Genomic DNA, 15,531 nt, shown 5'->3' with positions numbered 1-15,531 from the left:
GAGCGTCGTCCCGGCACGTCTTCCAGCCTCGTTTCCGCGCGCATCCCGGTCATCGTCAAGCCTGTGGATGCTGTGCTCGAACTTTCGATGGATGCCCCCAAGGCGCCGAGTCCTTACGCTGGAAGCGTCATGCCGCACAACACCCTCACCCCCGTCTTCGTCGGGCTGCGCACGGGCCTCCACCTGCTCGTCGTCGGCCTGCTCGTGCTGGTGCTGGTGCGGGTGTTCCTGGTGGGCGGCCCGTCGCTCGGTCCGTCGCTGGCGCTCACGGCGGCGTTCGCCGTCGTCTACGCACTGGTCGCGTTCATGCGGTTCGTGCCGGAGCGACGCAGGAAAGCGGCTGCCGCTCTCTGGATCGTGGGGCTGTCTGTCATCTGGATCGGCCTGATCGTGCTGGTGCCCGAGGCGGCGTACCTCGTCTTCCCGATGTTCTTCCTCTACCTGCACGTGCTCCCCGGCCTGCTCGGCCCGGCGGCCGTGGTCGCCGCGACCGGCGTCGCCATCGTCGCGCTCGGGATGCACGGCGGCTTCACCGTCGGAGGCGTGATCGGCCCCGTGGTCGGTGCCGCCGTCGCCTTGCTGATCGGCCTGGGCTACCGCGCACTCGCCCGCGAGGCCGCCGAGCGCGAGGCGCTGCTCGCCGAACTCGTCGCGACCAGGGACCGCCTGGCCGAGAGCGAACGAGAGCAGGGGATGCTCGCCGAGCGTTCCCGCCTCGCCCGCGAGATCCACGACACGGTCGCGCAGGGCTTGTCGAGCATCCAGTTGCTGCTGCACGCCGCCGAGCGCGCGGACGGCGACCGGCCCGGGGCCGAGCACGTCCGGCTCGCGCGGGAGACGGCGGCGGAAGGGCTCGCGGACACGCGCAGGTTCATCCGGGAGCTGGCGTCGCCGCTGCTCGACGACGGGCTCGCGCAAGCACTCGCCCGCCTCGGCGAACAGCAGCCGGGCACCGACGGCGACCTCCGCATCGAGGTCGAGACGTCGCAGACCGGGCACCTCCCGATGACCGTGCAGACCGCCCTGCTGCGCATCGCTCAGGGTGCACTCGCGAACGTGCGCCAGCACGCGCACGCCACGGTCGCGAGGGTCGTGCTCGACGCGACGGACACCGAGGTGACGCTCACGGTCTCGGACGACGGCGACGGTTTCAGCTTCGCCCCGGAACTGGTGGGCGCCCGCGCGGCCGGTTCCGACTCGTTCGGCCTGCGCGCCATCGCCGAACGGGTCGAGCAACTCGGCGGCGACCTCAGCGTCGACAGTGCGCCCGGCCGCGGCACCACGCTGACCGTGACATTCCCGGTGGATGCGCGATGATCCGCATCGTGATCGCCGACGACCATCCCGTCGTGCGCGCCGGGATCCGGGCGCTGCTGGAGGGCGAGGACGACCTGCAGGTGATCGGCGAGGCCGCCACCCCCGACGAGGCCGTCGCCCTCGCAGAGTCGACGGCCCCCGAGCTGGTGCTCATGGACCTGCAGTTCGCCGACGGCCAGAGCGGAGCGGACGCGACCAGGCGTATCCGGGCCCTGGATGCGCCGCCGTACGTGCTGGTGCTCACGAACTACGACACCGACGGCGACATCCTGGGCGCCGTGGAGGCCGGCGCGAGCGGCTACCTGCTGAAAGACGCGCCTCCCGGCGACCTGATCGCGGCCATCCGCAGCGCGGCGGCCGGCGAGAGCGCGCTCGCCCCCGCCATCGCCGGCCGCCTGATGGAACGACTCCGCTCACCCAGCGTGAGCCTCTCCGCCCGCGAGATCGAGGTGCTGCAACTCGTCGCCGACGGTGCATCCAACGCCGAAATCGCCCGCCGCCTCTTCGTCACCGACGCCACGGTGAAATCGCACCTGGTGCACGTGTTCTCGAAACTCGGCGTCGCGTCGCGCACGGCCGCGGTGTCGACGGCGCGCTCGCTCGGGGTGCTGCGGTAGCGGCTTGGCGGGAGACTGGCGATGCGTTTCGAGCCCGCCGGCCGGTGGTCCGAGAACAATAAGCTGATCATCACCGCCACATCGAAGACCAAGGGAAGCTGCTGACAAGCCATCGGTTCACCATGACAGGCGCGCGCACGATCAGGTTCTTCTTCGACTGGGGCCACCGCTGGCCGCTCTGGGAGTCCGGCACAGACAAGTACACGATGGAGCCGAGCGACTTCGGTCTCTCCGAGGAGCTCACCAAGCGTCTCCGCCGGCTCTACGACTTCTGGAGCGAGCACGCCGATCCGTTCGACGGCTGGGACTCGGAGGAGAACTTCCAGCGTTTCGACAGCGACCGAACCGAGGTCATCCAGCTCCTCCGATCAGAGCTGCCAGACGGGATAAGCCTGAGCGTGGAGTGACGTTTCGCGGTTCGGCGCGGCCGGGGACCACTGCAAGCCACTCCGCGTCGCGTCTACCCATTCGCGCGTGGATGCCTGACGTGCAGGATCTCTGTCGTACGGCCAGTCCTCCGCCGTCGGTAACGTGGGGACTATGAACGCGGCTGACGGCGAATGGATCGTCCACCCCACCACGCAGATCGAGGTGTGGGTGGCCACCGGAATGTCTCGAGAGCGCGCGCTCCGTCGCGCAGCGCTGCAGCACAATGGTGAGCTCAGGATAATCCGGTTCTTTCCCGATCACGGCAACCCGTGGCCGCTATGGGAGTCCGACACCGAAGACCCGACACCGACGCCAGATGTCTACGGGCTCAGCGAGCGCCTCGTCGATGACATGCGCGAATGGTACGAGACCTGGGAGTCCGGCTTCCGCTTCGATTCTGGCTGGCTGGACGCATCCACCGGACGCGAGTGGAATACTCGCGGCGACGACATCGCTGACAGACTTCAGGCCGAAGTGTGGGACTTTGCGGAAGTGTCAAGGGAGCATCGACGTGGGCACGAATGACGGGAGCCGGCCACGGCCTGGTTGACATGCGTGGTCGGCTCGCTTGTGTCGACTCGGGTCAACAGACCTGTCGGCTCGATGGGAACGTGCTGATGAGCCTGTCGCTGTCCGATGCCCAAGCGGCCTCCGCGCGGAACGAATAGACGGGCTTGCCGGTCTTCACATCCTGGAGGAAGAGCTCAGTGTTGCTGCACCACTTGTTACCGACGCTGTTGTGGGCCATGTAGTCCGGGAACCGCACTATTGCGGCGGTGGTAGCCGACATCAGATCTTCCCAACTGTGGATTCCGTAGTGCCCCGAATTCCATCCGTAGGCGCGCGCAGTGTCGAGTTTGTCTTGCCAGTTCGACTCTTTGTTCCGGATGTGCTTGTACCCGTACGTCGCGTTGCCGCATTTGAGGCGAACCGGGCGCAGATCCCCATCCCAGGGGAAGGCGTACTCGCCGAAGATATCGGCCTCGTTGTTGAGAGTGAAGCAGCCGAACCACTGGTCCCAGGAAATAAGTCGTGCGTTCGCGCGGGATTGGTCATGGTCGGGGAGCGCGTTGGCGCTGACGAACTCGGGCGTGAGTTCGACGGTCTCGCTGCTCCCGCGCACGTACAGGCGAACGTCTGGGGCACCCAAATCACGCTCCGCGGCCCCCACCTGTGAACCTGGCTGCTCCGCATTTGCGGGAGCGACCGATCCAATGGCGAGTGCTCCCGCGCCGAGAATGGCGGTGAGGATTGTTGTCAGACGTCGTTGTGCCATGTGTCCCTGCTTCGAAAGTGGGGCCCCGCCTGCAGTCCTCGACGCGCCCCGTCACTCCAGCATTACGGGCCGCGCCTACGGGCGCCAGTCCGCAAAATTACGGACTACACATTTGCCGCTCAATACGCTAAATGTGAAACTTTAAGGCGTCTCCGCCAACACCCGCTCCAGCAGCGCCGTCATGTCGATCGGTTCGGTCGGTGGCAGCTCGATGGCGGCCGGGTCGATGTAGTGAGTGGACATGGGATCTCCTCATATCTGTCTCCGGTGCCCCTCTGTGGGCATCCGGTCCGTTCCGTGTTCACGTCTGGTCGGATGGTGCCCGCCGCTGCCCACCCCCAGGCATGTGATGCGGCGGGCACCGTCCCTTTCCGCACGAACTGGTTCCCCGTGTTCATTCGTGCGGGCTTGCGAGGCCGAGTTGCGGGCAGAGCTCGCTCGCGGCCAGGTCGGAGGGGAAGACCGCCAGTCGCCCGTCGGGCAGCTGGCAGGTTTCCAGGTCGGGGACGGGGAACTCTTTCGTGTTCGTGGAGCCGCCGGGGGAGAACGTGCCGATCCGCCAGGTCGCAGCGCACATCTCCTCGGCCAGGGAGATGCGCTCGCTGAGCGGTGTCGGTGTCTTCGCATCCTGGTCGCCCGGCCCGTAGAGGGAGGTTCCGTGGCGGGCGCCCAGATCGGCGGCGCCGTAGCAGTCTGCGGTGTAGTTGATCTGGCCTTGGGATGCTTCCGCGATGGCGATCGCTCCTGCCGTGGTGCCGAGGGCGATCGTTCCTGCGATGCCGAGGGCGACGATCCGGTGTTTGCGGGTGCGACGCCGTTCGGCGCGGGTGATCTCGGCGAACATCGACTGCTTGAGCTCGTCGAAGCGATCGTCGGTCGGCAGGAAGGTGGGGTTGGTCATGGCATCCCCCTGAGGGTTTCGAGTTCGCTTCTGAGGCGTCCGCGCAGTCGGGACAGCCTGTTGCGGACCGCGCCGGGGGTGATGCCGACCTGCGCGGCGGCCTCGTCGTAGCTGTGGCTGCCGCGGATGCACAGCTCGAACACCGTGCGGTCCGGCTCGGGGAGCGCGGCGACGACGCTTTCGACGTATGCGAGCAGTTGCTGCTGCTCGGCGAGCACATCCGGCCCAGGGCGCGGGTCCGGCACCGACCCGTCGACAGGGTCGTCTGTGCGTCTCTTCTGGTGGACGTGGAGGGAGCGTCGACGGTTGGCGATCAGATTGCGGCTCGTCACGAGGAGCCAGGGCAGTGCAGACTCCCCGGCGAGTTCGATGGTGGCGCGCTTGCGCCAGAGCGTCACGAAGACGTCCTGGCTCACCTCTTCGACGTCTTCGCGGGCATCCAGTCGCGCGGCGGTGTACGCGTAGACCACACGGCTGTGCCGGTCGTAGAGAGCGCTGAGCGCGGTCGTGCTACCGCCGGAGAGCGCGCGCAGGAGGGCCCGGTCCGTGGACTCGGACCGTCCCGTCGCGTCCCCCGCCGGCCTCACCTCGGCCAAATCGCTCATGCCTAAGAAATGTGCCTCCACGCCGAATCCTCTCAACCGGACTCGGAACTGATTTCTTGTGCCACCGGCGAGCCAGAGACAGAATGAGGCTGCCCGGTATCGGTCGGGCGTGTTTTCACTTCGGGGGAGAAGTCGCAATGGCAATCACAACCACGGCTCGATCGCGCCGTTTTCTCGCTTCGGCGCTGAGCGTCGCCGCCCTGTCGGCCGGGTTCCTGTCCGTCGGCGGCGCGGCGAACGGGGCCACCGCGGAGGCGCCCGGGGCTCCCTCGTCTCCGGCGCAGTCCTGCTCATACGACCTCGGCACCGGATCCGTGGTGTGCGTGGACGACGGAGACGACCTGAACGAGGCGGTCCTGGAGCAGCAGCACCTCCTCGTCGTCGCCCCGAGCGGAGCGCGTGGGGCCACCGTGGATGCGCTCGCCGCCCCGGTCGGCGCGCCCGGCCCGGCAGTCCTGGCCGGCGCGAAGGCCACGTTCGTCCAAGCGCAGCTGTTCGACGACGCGGGATACGGCGGATCGTTCTTCCAGATCACCAACTCGAGCGCCTGCAACGGCAGCACCGTCTGGTACTTCGGGCCGCTCGGCAACGTCGGCTGGTCCGGCAGGGTCAGCTCGTTCAAGAGCTTCTCGAACTGCACCACGAAGCTGTGGCAGGGCACGAACTACACCGGCGCCTCGTACGGATACAGCGCCAACGCGACGAACCTCGGCTCGATGAACGACAAGGCCAACTCCGTCACCGTGAGGTAGCCGGGCGGCGGCGTCACTTCTTGCCCAGCGCCTCCCGCACGATGAGTTCGCGCACGGTGGGGGCGCCCGCCGAGGTCGACACGGCGACGATCGTGCGCACGTATTCGGGTTCCGTCGCTTGGCGGAGGAGCGCATCGGCGAGGTCGGCGCGGGAGGTGAATGCGCCCGGGGTGTACCGCTCCGCGTAGTCGTATTCGCTCACCCCGGATGCGTCGAACAGGCCGGATGGCCGCACGATGGTCCAGTCGAGATCGCTCGCGGTGACGATCGCCTCCATCCGGCGCATGTCGGTGTAGAGCTGCTTGCCGAACAGGTTGACGATCACGGGTTGCAGGACGCGCTCGAAGAAGAAGCCGCCGTGCGGTCCTGCTGCTGGGTCGATGGCGCTGGAGCTCACGCAGGCGAAGCGGCGCACGCCGGCCGCGCGCATCCCGTTCAGGATGTTGGTCGCGCCGTCGGAGTAGACCGTGATCGGCTGCCGTCCGTATGGAACGCCGAGGGCGGAGAGCACCGCGTCCGCCCCGCGGACCACGGAGGCGACCGCCGCCGTGTCGTGCACGTCGGCTTCGACCACCCGGAGGGATGCGTCACTCAGGGGGAAGCCGTCCGGATCGCGGGTGACGGCGGTCACGGCGTGGCCCGCCGCCAGCGCCTGCCCGACCAGGAGCCGGCCGGTCGGGCCGTTGGCCCCGAATACGACGATGTCCATGCTGTCTCCGCTACTCTTGGGTTAGGAAACCATATAATACGGAAACGATACCATATGACTTCAGGATCATCTGAGCGCCCGGCACAGCGCCCGAACCAGCGGATGCAGCGCCGCGCCGCCGCGTCCGTCAAGCAGTCCCTCCGCGACCTCCGGGTGCAGCTGTCCGTGCTCAACCACCAGGTCGGGATGGCCGCCGAACTCCGCGACATCGACCTCGACTGCCTCGACATCGTCTCCGCCAACGGCCCCATCAGCCCGAGCACGCTCGCGCGGCTGACCGGCCTCCACCCGGCGACGCTCACGGGCATCCTGGACCGGCTCGAGAAGGGCGGCTGGATCGCCCGCGACCGCGACCCCGCCGACCGTCGCTCGGTCCTCCTCCGGGCACTGCCCGAACGCAGTAGAGACATGTTCCGCCTCTACGCCGACATGAACACCCGGATGGACGATCTCTGCGCCGGGTACGACACGGAGCAGCTGGAGACCATCGCCGGGTTCCTGCAGCGGGCGACGTCCGCCGGGCGCGAGGCGACGGAGAAGTTCGGCGAGAGCGACTGAGGTCCGACGCCCGCCGTCGCTATTCCGCGTCCAGAAGGCTGGTTGCGAGAGTTCTGTTGCCTTGCTAGCGCTTCGGGCCGCCCAGTCCGGGCCGGGAGGTGACCTGTTTCATCCAATCGGCAAGCTGATTTTCGTCGATGTCGTCGACGGACTCGATCTCCACGCCTCGAGTTGCCTTGCCCATCCCGAGTGGTGTGACGGGCGGAACCGGGTCGAGCGTCGCGCCGTTGATGAACATGAGTTTGACGTGGCCGGCGAAAGCTCCGCAGCTGAAGCACCATCCGTCCCCGACTCCGTAGTAGGACATGCCCCACTTCACTGAGCGGCGGAGCCCGGGAAGGGTTTCGGCTGCCAGCTCATCCACTCGTTCGGCGATGCGGCGTTGCGGTTGCGGAAGGCTGGCGATGTACGCGAAGACGGGCCGGTCACCAACGGCCGCCTTCGCAGGGCTCGCCGTGCCCGTGGTCATGTCGTCCGGCGGAGTCCACGCGCTCTGGTCGCCGGGTTCGTCGCTCGCGCCGGTTGTCATGAGCGCGATTCTAGAGTCACCACGCAGCAGCGCGTCGATCGCCACGTTGCTGCTCGGGATTGCCCTGGGCTGTGCGGCGCTCATCCCCTATCAAGTGGCGCCGGGGCCCGCGCGCCCGGGGCGATCATGCTCGACGGGATCGGTGAGTGTGAGGCACGATCGGATGAGTGTTCAAGGTTTGGGGGGCGACATGCAGTTCGTGGGTTATAACGAGTCGATGGGGTGGCCTGCAGAGATGCAGGTGAGGATCGCAGCGCATCCGGAACCATTGGTGGAACTGCTTTGGCTGCGGCATCGGGCTGTAGGTGAAGCTGCGGCTGATCTGCCTCCAGCGGATCTCCCGTGGGCACCCGTTGAGTCGACGGACCCGTTTTCCGTGATCGCGTGGGAGGCGTTCTGGGACCGAGCGCTTGAGCACACTCGCATGGTCCACGAGCTGGATCCGGAACGAGTCTCCGAGCGACCCGACCTGTGGAAGGCGCCGCAGGCTACAGAATTGTGGACACGGCTGGGTGTTGAACCCGGTGAGGAGTTCGCGCGCTGGCAGCGAGGACTCCACAACAATGCGTCGGCAGAGTTCGCCACGTCAGAGGATCTGCGATCCGCGTGGGAGAGGGGCCTGCGTGTCGTCATCGATGTTCCTGTGCGGGGGGAGTTCTCCGCGAGACTCAGCGAGTCGACGCTGCTCGTTTCGACGCAGACACGATCAGATACCTTCGCATACGGTCGGGCGTTGACGCGGTTCGCGCGAGCATGACGAAGGGCGAGGGAGGCACCCTCGCCCTTCGCGAATTGCCTACGAGTGGAAGTTCTCCCCAGGGCTGCCAGACAGGCAGACCGCGCCGTTGGACATCACAACGTTGGAGCCCGGGAGCACGTTGGCGAAATCGCCGCCGCCGTTGTACGACCAGCTGCTGAACCAGGTTCCTCCGGACGGTCCGGGGACGGCCCGGGCTGATCGTCGGTGAGATCCATGAGTGCACCATCGCGCTGCACGCAGTTATCAGCTTTGCACTCAGCCGTTCCGCGGCGGGTTAGCATCACCGCATGGACTTTGCCGATCTGGTCTCCGTGCCGGAGCGGTTGACGACGCCGGAGTTCGTGCTCCGTCCGCTCGTCGCCGCCGATGTCGAGCTGGACTACGACGCCGTGATGGCGAGCCGGGAACAGTTGAGGCCGTGGGAGCAGACGGGCTGGCCGGCCGACGACTTCACGCTCGAGGATGACCTCGCCGACGTCGAAGGGCTGGAGCGCGGGCACCGCGACGGGCGGCGTTTCACCTACACGGTGCTGACGCCGGACGAGTCCGAGTGTCTCGGGTGTGTCTATTTCATGCCTGGTGACGCGCGCTCGTACACGACTGCGGAGATCACGCCTCTGGCCGGCAACCAATGGGACCGGGTCCGGGGCACGGTGAGCTTCTGGGTGCGCAGCTCGCGGCTGGACGACGGGCTCGATCGGCGCCTGCTCGACGCTGTGCTCCGCTGGATCGCGGACGACTGGGGTCTCCACGACCTGGTCACCATGACGAACGAGGAGGTTCCCCAGCAGGTCGCCCTGCTCGAGCTGCTCGGCCTCCGCCCCGTGTTCCGGGTGCAGCTACCCGGGCAGTCCGGCGCCTACCTTGCCTACGCCTAGGGCGGTTCCGATGGTGGGCAGGTTTCCGTGGAACGAGAGACCGCGCGAAGCTACTGTTCGCTCCCGCCGCCACCGTCACTCACAGTGCAGCTGCGCGTGAGCGCCATCCAGAGCGGGGGCATCTGGCCCTGGACTTCGCCCCGCGGCTCACGCTGATGCTTCGGGCGACCGCGGCGCGAGCAAAGGCCGATGCCTCGCACGCGCCGCTCGCGTCCCTGCCCGCCCGCCCCGCTGTGTACAGTGTCCGCATGTCTCTTGATCCGGTCGCCGTCACGCCCATCCGCGTCGCTGGTCTCCTCGTCGGGGAGGACGAGCGGCTGCCGGTCTACGTGCATCTCATCGACCATCCGGATGGGCGGATCCTGGTCGACACCGGGCTGACGCAGCTGCACCCCGCGGTGGCCGACATGGACCCGCGCCTCGATGCTCTCGACCGGCACGACGAGCTGGACCTCGAGAGCATCACCGCGGTGGTCAACACCCACCTGCATTTCGACCACTGCGGAGGCAACCACCTGTTCGCCGGTCGGCCGATCTACGTGCAGCGGCAGGAGCTCGAGGATGCCCGCACGCTGGACGATTACACGATCCCGGACTGGGTGGACGCCCCCGGCGTGCAGTACACGGCCGTGGACGGCGAGTACGAGCTGGTGGCGGGAGTCCGGCTGCTGCCCGCTCCCGGCCACACCCGCGGATCCCAGATCGTCGTGATCGAGACGGGCGAGAGGCCGATCGTGATCGCCGGCGACACCGCCGTGTGGTTCGGGGAGCTCGACGAACCCAGCACCGAGGGGCAGCGGCTCATCCTGTCGCTGCACCCGCGGGAGGTGTGGCTCGCTCACGCGGACGAGCCGTGGCGACCGGCCGACTAGCCGCCCCTTAACAAACGAAAACGGAGGGAAAACTCCCTCCGCCACTTCTAATATATAGCACACCAGGGGGCTTGCCGCAAGACCCCCTGTCGGGCGCAGAATCGTCCATCGTGACTCTCTCCCCCTCTGCCTTCGCCCTGCCCGAGCGACTCGCTGCCAAGCGGGACGCCCACCTGATCGCGCGCGACGAGGAACAGTTCGCCGCCATCGCCACGAGCCTCGACGAGCAGATCGCCGAGCTGGAACGGCGGCTCGCCGAGGAGCGGCTGGCGCCCGTCGGCGAAGGGCAGGCCGCCCTCGACCGCGATATCGAGGTGCACCGGCTGACCGCCCGGCTGCGTGCGCTGCGCCGCTTCACCCTGGACCTGTGCCTCGGCAGGATCGTGGCCGACGACGGCTCGGAACCCGTCTACATCGGGCGCCTCAGCCTGTCCGATCGCGACGGCAAGCGGCTGCTCATCGACTGGAGGGCGCCGGCGGCCGAGCCGTTCTTCGCGGCGACGCACGCGCATCCCCAGGGGCTCGTCAGCCGTCGGCGCTACCGGTGGACGCGCGGCAGGGTCAGCGACTACTGGGACGAGGTCTTCACCGAGGACGGCCTGCAGGACGCGGCGGCGCTCGACGACCAGTCCGCCTTCATCGCCAGCCTCGGCAGCAGCCGCTCGCCCAGGATGCGCGACGTGCTGAGCACCATCCAGTCCGACCAGGATGCGATCATCCGGGCGGGCTCGCGGGGGCCGCTGGTGGTCGACGGCGGGCCGGGAACGGGCAAGACCGTCGTCGCGCTGCACCGTGCCGCCTACCTGCTCTACTCCGACCCGCGCATCTCGCGCGGCGACGACGGCGTGCTGTTCGTCGGGCCGAGCCAGGGCTATCTCGCGTACGTCGACGACGTGCTGCCCGGTCTCGGCGAGGAGAGCGTGCAGATCTGCACCCTCCGTGACCTCGTCGCCGAAGGCGCAGACGCGCAGGAGGAGGCCGACCGGCGGGTGGCTGCGCTGAAGTCGTCCGGCGCGCTGCTGGATGCGGTGGAGGCGGCCGTCCGGTATTACGAGGTTCCCCCCTCCACAGCCCTGACGGTCGAGACGCCCTGGATGGATCTCCGGCTGAGCCCCGCGGAGTGGGCGGAGGCGTTCGACGCGCCCGACCCCGGCACGCCGCACAACGAGGCGCGCGACCAGGTCTGGGAGGCACTGCTCGACATCCTCACCGACGGGTTCGACGACGAGGAGGTTCCCCCGCATCAGGTGCGCAGGGCGCTGTTGCAGAACGAGGAGCTGACCCGCACGTTCGCGCGCGCGTGGCCCGTGCTCGACCCGGTCGGCGTCGTCGGCGACCTCTGGTCGGTGCCCGCATACCTGCGGGTGTGCGCGCCGTGGCTGAGGCCGGAGCAGGCGGAGCTGCTGCACCGGAGGAATGCGCGGGCCTGGACCGTCTCTGACCTCCCCTACCTGGATGCGGCCCGGCGGCGCATCGGCGACCCGGAGGCGTCCAAGCGCGCCCGCCGCCGCGCCGCCACCCTCGCGGCGGAGCGGGAGCAGATGGCGAAAGTCATCGACGACCTGATCGCCGCAGACGACTCCGAGATGCTGGTGATGTCGATGCTGCGCAGACCGGATGCGCAGAACAGTCTCATCGACGAGGCGGCGCTGCCGAGCGTCGACCCCGACCTGCTGGCCGGGCCATTCGCGCACATCATCGTCGACGAGGCGCAGGAGCTGTCCGACGCCGAATGGGGGATGCTGCTCCTCCGCTGCCCGTCCCGCAGCTTCACGATCGTCGGTGACCGCGCCCAGGCCAGGCACGGCTTCACGGAGACCTGGCAGGAACGCCTCGGCAGGATCGGCCTGCCGCACGCCGAGCTGGCCTCGCTCACCATCAACTACCGCACCCCGGAGGAGGTCATGGCGGAGGCCGAGCCGGTCATCCGGGCGGTGCTGCCCGACGCGAACGTGCCCACCTCCATCCGGAGCAGCGGCCTGCCGGTGACCCACGCGCCGGCGACAGAGCTGCAGCCGATCCTGGATGCGTGGCTCGCCGACCACGAGGAGGGCGAGGGCATCGCCTGCGTGATCGGGGCGGGCCGCGACGGCGCCGGCCTGTTCGCGCCGTCCCCGCGCATCCGGTATCTGACGCCCGAGCTGTCGAAGGGCCTCGAGTTCGACCTCGTCGTGCTGCTCGATCCAGAGACGTTCGGGACGGGGATCGAGGGGGCGGTCGACCACTATGTGGCGATGACGCGCGCGACGCAGCAGCTGGTCGTGCTCACCACGCCCGAGGGGAGCGGCGCCGGGAGATGATTGACTCGTCCGGGGTCAACCTCGGGGTCAACGTGTCGGAGGAAGCAAGAGCATGGGCGATCAGCTGGAGGGACGTCGCGTCCTGGTGACGGGTGCGGCGCGCGGACTGGGCAGGGCGATCGCCGTGGCGAGCGCTGCTGCGGGAGCGGATGTGGCGCTCGGTGTGCGCGACGAGACGGCGGTCTCCGGACTGGTCGCCGAGATCGAGGCGCTGGGCAGGCGCGCGCTTCCCGTGCGGATGGATGTGACCGACCTGGCGCAGAGTTACGCGGCCGTCGACCGCGCGATCGAGGAGTTCGGCGGACTGGATGTGCTCGTCAACAACGCGGGAGGCGGCGTGCCCGACCGTCCGATCGAGGAGTACACGGTCGACGTCTTCGACTCTCTCATCGACCTCAACGTGAAGTCGACCTTCTTCCTCAGCCAGTACGTCGGCGCACATTTCATCGCCAACGGCGGCGGCTCGATCGTGAACATCGGCTCGCAGGCCGGCTCGGTCGCCCTGCCGGGCGAGGCGGTCTACTGCCTGAGCAAGGCGGCCGTCGCGCACCTGACGAAGAGCTTCGCCGTGGAGTGGGGCGTGCACGGGGTGCGGGTGAACTGCGTCGCGCCGACCTTCGTGCGCACGGACGGCACGGAGGAGATGCTGGCCGATCCCGCGTTCGAGGCCGACGTGATCGACCGGATCGCGGCACTGCACCGCATCGGAGAGCCGCGCGAGGTCGCGGACGCCGTGGTGTTCCTGGCCTCGGACGGCGCATCGCTGATCAGCGGGGAGACCCTGCACGTGGACGGCGGCTGGACCGCGCGCTGAGGATCGCGGAGGCGGAGGATCATGGGCACGGAACGATCGAGGAAGGGACGCCGATGAGCACAGACAGGCGCAGCGCCGAACTCACCACGCTGCTCGGGATCGACACCCCGATCCTGCTCGGGCCGTTCGGCGGACTCTCCTCGGTGGAGCTGACCGCCACCGTCAGCGACCTCGGCGGGCTCGGCGGCTACGGCCTCTACGGCTATGACGCGGCGCGCATCGAGCAGACCGCCGCCGAACTCCGCGCCGGCACCGAGCGCCCGTTCGCGCTCAACCTGTGGCTCCCGCACGTCGAGCAGGGCGAGGCCGACGTGACCGACGCCGAGTTCGCCGCGGCAGTGGATGCGCTCCGCCCGATCTTCGACGAGCTCGGCCTCGAACTCCCCACCCGCCCCGACCGCTACCTCCCGACGTTCGAGGAGCAGTACGAGGCGACGCTCGCCGCATCCCCTGCCGCCATCAGTTTCGTGTTCGGCGTGCCGTCGCCCGAGGCGGTCGAGGCCGCCCACGCCCGAGGGATCGCGGTGGTCGGCACCGCCACGACCGTCGCGGAGGCCGTCGCGCTGCGGGACGGCGGCGTCGACGCCATCGTCGCCACCGGGATGGAGGCGGCCGGGCACCGCGTCTCGTTCCTGCGTCCGGCCGAGGAGTCGCTGATCGGCACGTTCGCGCTCATCCCGCAGGTGGTGGATGCGGTGGACGTGCCCGTCATCGCGGCCGGCGGCATCGCGGACCGGCGGGGCGTGCGTGCTGCGCTCGCGCTCGGCGCATCCGGAGTGCAGGTGGGCACGGCGTTCCTGGCCACGAACCAGTCGGCGGCGACGGATGCGCACCGCAGGGCCATCAGGGAGACACCGGCCGATCGCACGGTGCTGACCCGCTCGATGAGCGGACGGCTGGCACGCGGCGCGGCGAACAGGGCGGTGCGCACCATCGAAGCGGCGGGAGCGGTGGCCCCGTTCCCCGTGCAGAACTGGCTCACCGGACGCTTCCGCGCCGAGGCCTCGCGCCGCGGCATCGGCGACCTGCAGTCGCTGTGGCTCGGGCAGGCGGCACCGCTGGTGCGGTCCGCCGACGCCGCTGACGTGTTCGCCGAGCTGGCCGCGGGGCTGGCCGCGTCGGCGTAGGAGACGCGCGCGGCGGTGCGGTGGCTGCGCTGGCGCGGCGGACGCGCCGCTAGACGAGGCGCTCGCGGGACTGCGTCGCCCAGAGCGTGCGGAGCGCTTCGGCGAGGCTGGGGAAGGTGCCGAGCTGGCGGTCCGCCCAGTCCCAGAGCAGGAAACCGGCGGCCGTGCGCCACACCTGCCCTGCGACGAGCAGGGTCTCGCGGAGTTGGATGTCCCAGCGCCCTTCGCCGGCATCCACCACGTCGAAAGCTTCGGTATATGTCATGTCCACCTCCTGGTCGGTGGACCGCACGCTACGCGCGGAGTGTGACCAACAGGCAAAGAACCGGCGACATTTCGTCGACGGCGCGACCGGATGGTGCAAAACTGGCCGTGCCGCGCAGGAAATCCGCCGAGGAGGCCCGCAATGCCGAAACAGTCCAAGCTCCAGAAGTCCGCCGCCGACGCCTTCGCGAAGGCGGAAGAGGCGCTCGCCGACGCGAAACGCGCGGCGAAGAAGGTCGACAAGAAGGCCAGGAAGAAAGTCGAAGAACTCGCAAGCGAGTTCGACCGGCTGCGTAAGAAGTCGGCGGGGAAGCCCGCCGCGAAGAAGCCCGCCGCGAAGACGCCCCCTGCGAAGACGCCCGTGACGAAGACGAGCGGGAAGAAGGACGCGGGGAAGGCGGCGAAGCCAGCCGCGACCAAGGCGGCAACCAAAGCCACCGCGCCAAAAGCCACCGGGCGGACGGTCGCCGCCCCGAAGGTCACAGCGCCGAAAGCCAGCGCTCCCAAAGCCACTCCCGCGAAAGCCACTGCCCCGAAGTCTCCCGCCAAGCGCCCCACCCCCGCGAAGCGCACCACCTCTTCCTCTTCCTCCTCCACCGCCGTCACCCCAGTCCCCGCCAGCGAGGTGCTGGCCGAACTCACCGTCGTCGAACTCCGACGCAGAGCGCGCAGCCGCAGTGTCGTCGGCTATTCGTCGATGACCAAGGCGCGTCTCGTGGAGGCTCTGTCCGCCACAAGTTGACCGCAGCGCGCCACCGCACCCACGCGTCGGGCGGGTCGCAGTAGCCGGTCGTTCACCTGCTGGCTACTGTGGCCCCATAGG

Annotated in this window: 18 protein-coding genes; 12 read left to right on the top strand and 6 right to left on the bottom strand. The window is 68.8% G+C overall.

Translation table 11 applies throughout. From position 1 onward, the window contains the following. The first annotated feature begins 129 nt into the window (after nucleotides 1-129). The 4 genes from HF024_RS18465 to HF024_RS18450 all read left to right on the top strand — a co-directional run bounded on the left by HF024_RS18465 (nucleotide 130) and on the right by HF024_RS18450 (nucleotide 2,888). On the top strand, nucleotides 130-1,317 hold the full coding sequence (locus tag HF024_RS18465; RefSeq protein WP_168690571.1) for a sensor histidine kinase: 1,188 nt from the start codon (nucleotides 130-132) through the stop codon (nucleotides 1,315-1,317). After that, entirely contained in the window at nucleotides 1,314-1,934 is a 621-nt protein-coding gene (locus tag HF024_RS18460; protein ID WP_168690570.1) for a response regulator transcription factor, read from the top strand. The genes HF024_RS18465 and HF024_RS18460 overlap by 4 nt, the downstream gene beginning before the upstream one ends. A gap of 122 nt (nucleotides 1,935-2,056) precedes the next feature. Further along, nucleotides 2,057-2,341: a hypothetical protein gene (locus tag HF024_RS18455; protein WP_168690569.1), complete on the top strand. Its 285-nt coding sequence runs from the start codon at nucleotides 2,057-2,059 to the stop codon at nucleotides 2,339-2,341. A 133-nt stretch (nucleotides 2,342-2,474) separates the two neighbouring features. Continuing rightward, a complete protein-coding gene (locus tag HF024_RS18450) occupies nucleotides 2,475-2,888 on the top strand; it encodes a hypothetical protein (protein WP_168690568.1) in 414 nt (137 codons plus the stop codon). Between the two features lie 58 nt (nucleotides 2,889-2,946). Here the strand turns inward: HF024_RS18450 and HF024_RS18445 are convergent, their stop codons facing one another. From HF024_RS18445 to HF024_RS18435, 3 genes are all read right to left on the bottom strand, one after another. Further along, nucleotides 2,947-3,639, bottom strand: a complete 693-nt coding sequence (locus HF024_RS18445) for a hypothetical protein (RefSeq protein WP_168690567.1) — start codon at nucleotides 3,637-3,639, stop codon at nucleotides 2,947-2,949. 394 nt (nucleotides 3,640-4,033) lie between these two features. After that, the gene (locus tag HF024_RS18440; RefSeq protein WP_168690566.1) at nucleotides 4,034-4,540 is read right to left on the bottom strand and encodes a hypothetical protein; all 507 of its coding nucleotides are present in this window, start codon (nucleotides 4,538-4,540) and stop codon (nucleotides 4,034-4,036) included. After that, on the bottom strand, nucleotides 4,537-5,145 hold the full coding sequence (locus tag HF024_RS18435) for a sigma-70 family RNA polymerase sigma factor (RefSeq protein ID WP_085368326.1): 609 nt from the start codon (nucleotides 5,143-5,145) through the stop codon (nucleotides 4,537-4,539). The genes HF024_RS18440 and HF024_RS18435 overlap by 4 nt, the downstream gene beginning before the upstream one ends. Before the next feature lie 137 nt (nucleotides 5,146-5,282). Between HF024_RS18435 and HF024_RS18430 the strand changes: the two genes are divergently transcribed. Further along, nucleotides 5,283-5,897: a hypothetical protein gene (locus HF024_RS18430; RefSeq protein WP_168690565.1), complete on the top strand. Its 615-nt coding sequence runs from the start codon at nucleotides 5,283-5,285 to the stop codon at nucleotides 5,895-5,897. A gap of 13 nt (nucleotides 5,898-5,910) precedes the next feature. Here the strand turns inward: HF024_RS18430 and HF024_RS18425 are convergent, their stop codons facing one another. Further along, the gene (locus HF024_RS18425; RefSeq protein ID WP_168690564.1) at nucleotides 5,911-6,606 is read right to left on the bottom strand and encodes an SDR family oxidoreductase; all 696 of its coding nucleotides are present in this window, start codon (nucleotides 6,604-6,606) and stop codon (nucleotides 5,911-5,913) included. Between the two features lie 54 nt (nucleotides 6,607-6,660). On the opposite strand from HF024_RS18425, the gene HF024_RS18420 reads away from it, so the two are divergent. Beyond that, the gene (locus HF024_RS18420; protein WP_168690563.1) at nucleotides 6,661-7,164 is read left to right on the top strand and encodes a MarR family transcriptional regulator; all 504 of its coding nucleotides are present in this window, start codon (nucleotides 6,661-6,663) and stop codon (nucleotides 7,162-7,164) included. Nucleotides 7,165-7,228: 64 nt separating this feature from the next. Here the strand turns inward: HF024_RS18420 and HF024_RS18415 are convergent, their stop codons facing one another. Further along, on the bottom strand, nucleotides 7,229-7,738 hold the full coding sequence (locus HF024_RS18415; protein ID WP_247597196.1) for a DUF1801 domain-containing protein: 510 nt from the start codon (nucleotides 7,736-7,738) through the stop codon (nucleotides 7,229-7,231). Between the two features lie 1,002 nt (nucleotides 7,739-8,740). Between HF024_RS18415 and HF024_RS18410 the strand changes: the two genes are divergently transcribed. From HF024_RS18410 to HF024_RS18390, 5 genes are all read left to right on the top strand, one after another. Continuing rightward, entirely contained in the window at nucleotides 8,741-9,331 is a 591-nt protein-coding gene (locus HF024_RS18410) for a GNAT family protein (RefSeq protein ID WP_168690562.1), read from the top strand. 248 nt (nucleotides 9,332-9,579) lie between these two features. Next, nucleotides 9,580-10,203 carry an MBL fold metallo-hydrolase gene (locus HF024_RS18405; protein ID WP_168690561.1) on the top strand — a complete coding sequence of 208 codons (624 nt, stop codon included), beginning with the start codon at nucleotides 9,580-9,582 and terminating at the stop codon, nucleotides 10,201-10,203. 107 nt (nucleotides 10,204-10,310) lie between these two features. Beyond that, entirely contained in the window at nucleotides 10,311-12,503 is a 2,193-nt protein-coding gene (gene helR, locus HF024_RS18400) for an RNA polymerase recycling motor ATPase HelR (protein WP_168690984.1), read from the top strand. A gap of 52 nt (nucleotides 12,504-12,555) precedes the next feature. Beyond that, nucleotides 12,556-13,317, top strand: coding sequence for an SDR family NAD(P)-dependent oxidoreductase (locus HF024_RS18395; RefSeq protein ID WP_168690560.1), 762 nt, complete (start codon nucleotides 12,556-12,558; stop codon nucleotides 13,315-13,317). Between the two features lie 53 nt (nucleotides 13,318-13,370). Next, nucleotides 13,371-14,444: a DUF561 domain-containing protein gene (locus HF024_RS18390; protein ID WP_168690559.1), complete on the top strand. Its 1,074-nt coding sequence runs from the start codon at nucleotides 13,371-13,373 to the stop codon at nucleotides 14,442-14,444. 49 nt (nucleotides 14,445-14,493) lie between these two features. On the opposite strand, the gene HF024_RS18385 is transcribed toward HF024_RS18390, so the two are convergent. Next, complete coding sequence (locus HF024_RS18385; protein WP_085368317.1) at nucleotides 14,494-14,709, bottom strand: hypothetical protein; 216 nt, start codon at nucleotides 14,707-14,709, stop codon at nucleotides 14,494-14,496. A gap of 141 nt (nucleotides 14,710-14,850) precedes the next feature. On the opposite strand from HF024_RS18385, the gene HF024_RS18380 reads away from it, so the two are divergent. Beyond that, nucleotides 14,851-15,450, top strand: a complete 600-nt coding sequence (locus tag HF024_RS18380; RefSeq protein ID WP_168690558.1) for a histone H1 — start codon at nucleotides 14,851-14,853, stop codon at nucleotides 15,448-15,450. The last annotated feature ends 81 nt before the right edge of the window (nucleotides 15,451-15,531 follow it).

Source organism: Leifsonia sp. PS1209 (assembly GCF_012317045.1).
Classification (GTDB): domain Bacteria; phylum Actinomycetota; class Actinomycetes; order Actinomycetales; family Microbacteriaceae; genus Leifsonia.
This window is presented reverse-complemented; position numbering and strand designations above follow the sequence as displayed.

Bases quoted from the DNA above. Each gene is read 5' to 3' on its own strand.
- HF024_RS18465 (WP_168690571.1), top strand. From the start codon at position 130: ATGCCGCACAACACCCTCACCCCCGTCTTCGTCGGGCTGCGCACGGGC.
- HF024_RS18460 (WP_168690570.1), top strand. From the start codon at position 1,314: ATGATCCGCATCGTGATCGCCGACGACCATCCCGTCGTGCGCGCCGGG.
- HF024_RS18455 (WP_168690569.1), top strand. From the start codon at position 2,057: ATGACAGGCGCGCGCACGATCAGGTTCTTCTTCGACTGGGGCCACCGC.
- HF024_RS18450 (WP_168690568.1), top strand. From the start codon at position 2,475: ATGAACGCGGCTGACGGCGAATGGATCGTCCACCCCACCACGCAGATC.
- HF024_RS18445 (WP_168690567.1), bottom strand. From the start codon at position 3,639: ATGGCACAACGACGTCTGACAACAATCCTCACCGCCATTCTCGGCGCG.
- HF024_RS18440 (WP_168690566.1), bottom strand. From the start codon at position 4,540: ATGACCAACCCCACCTTCCTGCCGACCGACGATCGCTTCGACGAGCTC.
- HF024_RS18435 (WP_085368326.1), bottom strand. From the start codon at position 5,145: ATGAGCGATTTGGCCGAGGTGAGGCCGGCGGGGGACGCGACGGGACGG.
- HF024_RS18430 (WP_168690565.1), top strand. From the start codon at position 5,283: ATGGCAATCACAACCACGGCTCGATCGCGCCGTTTTCTCGCTTCGGCG.
- HF024_RS18425 (WP_168690564.1), bottom strand. From the start codon at position 6,606: ATGGACATCGTCGTATTCGGGGCCAACGGCCCGACCGGCCGGCTCCTG.
- HF024_RS18420 (WP_168690563.1), top strand. From the start codon at position 6,661: ATGACTTCAGGATCATCTGAGCGCCCGGCACAGCGCCCGAACCAGCGG.
- HF024_RS18410 (WP_168690562.1), top strand. From the start codon at position 8,741: ATGGACTTTGCCGATCTGGTCTCCGTGCCGGAGCGGTTGACGACGCCG.
- HF024_RS18405 (WP_168690561.1), top strand. From the start codon at position 9,580: ATGTCTCTTGATCCGGTCGCCGTCACGCCCATCCGCGTCGCTGGTCTC.
- HF024_RS18395 (WP_168690560.1), top strand. From the start codon at position 12,556: ATGGGCGATCAGCTGGAGGGACGTCGCGTCCTGGTGACGGGTGCGGCG.
- HF024_RS18390 (WP_168690559.1), top strand. From the start codon at position 13,371: ATGAGCACAGACAGGCGCAGCGCCGAACTCACCACGCTGCTCGGGATC.
- HF024_RS18385 (WP_085368317.1), bottom strand. From the start codon at position 14,709: ATGACATATACCGAAGCTTTCGACGTGGTGGATGCCGGCGAAGGGCGC.
- HF024_RS18380 (WP_168690558.1), top strand. From the start codon at position 14,851: ATGCCGAAACAGTCCAAGCTCCAGAAGTCCGCCGCCGACGCCTTCGCG.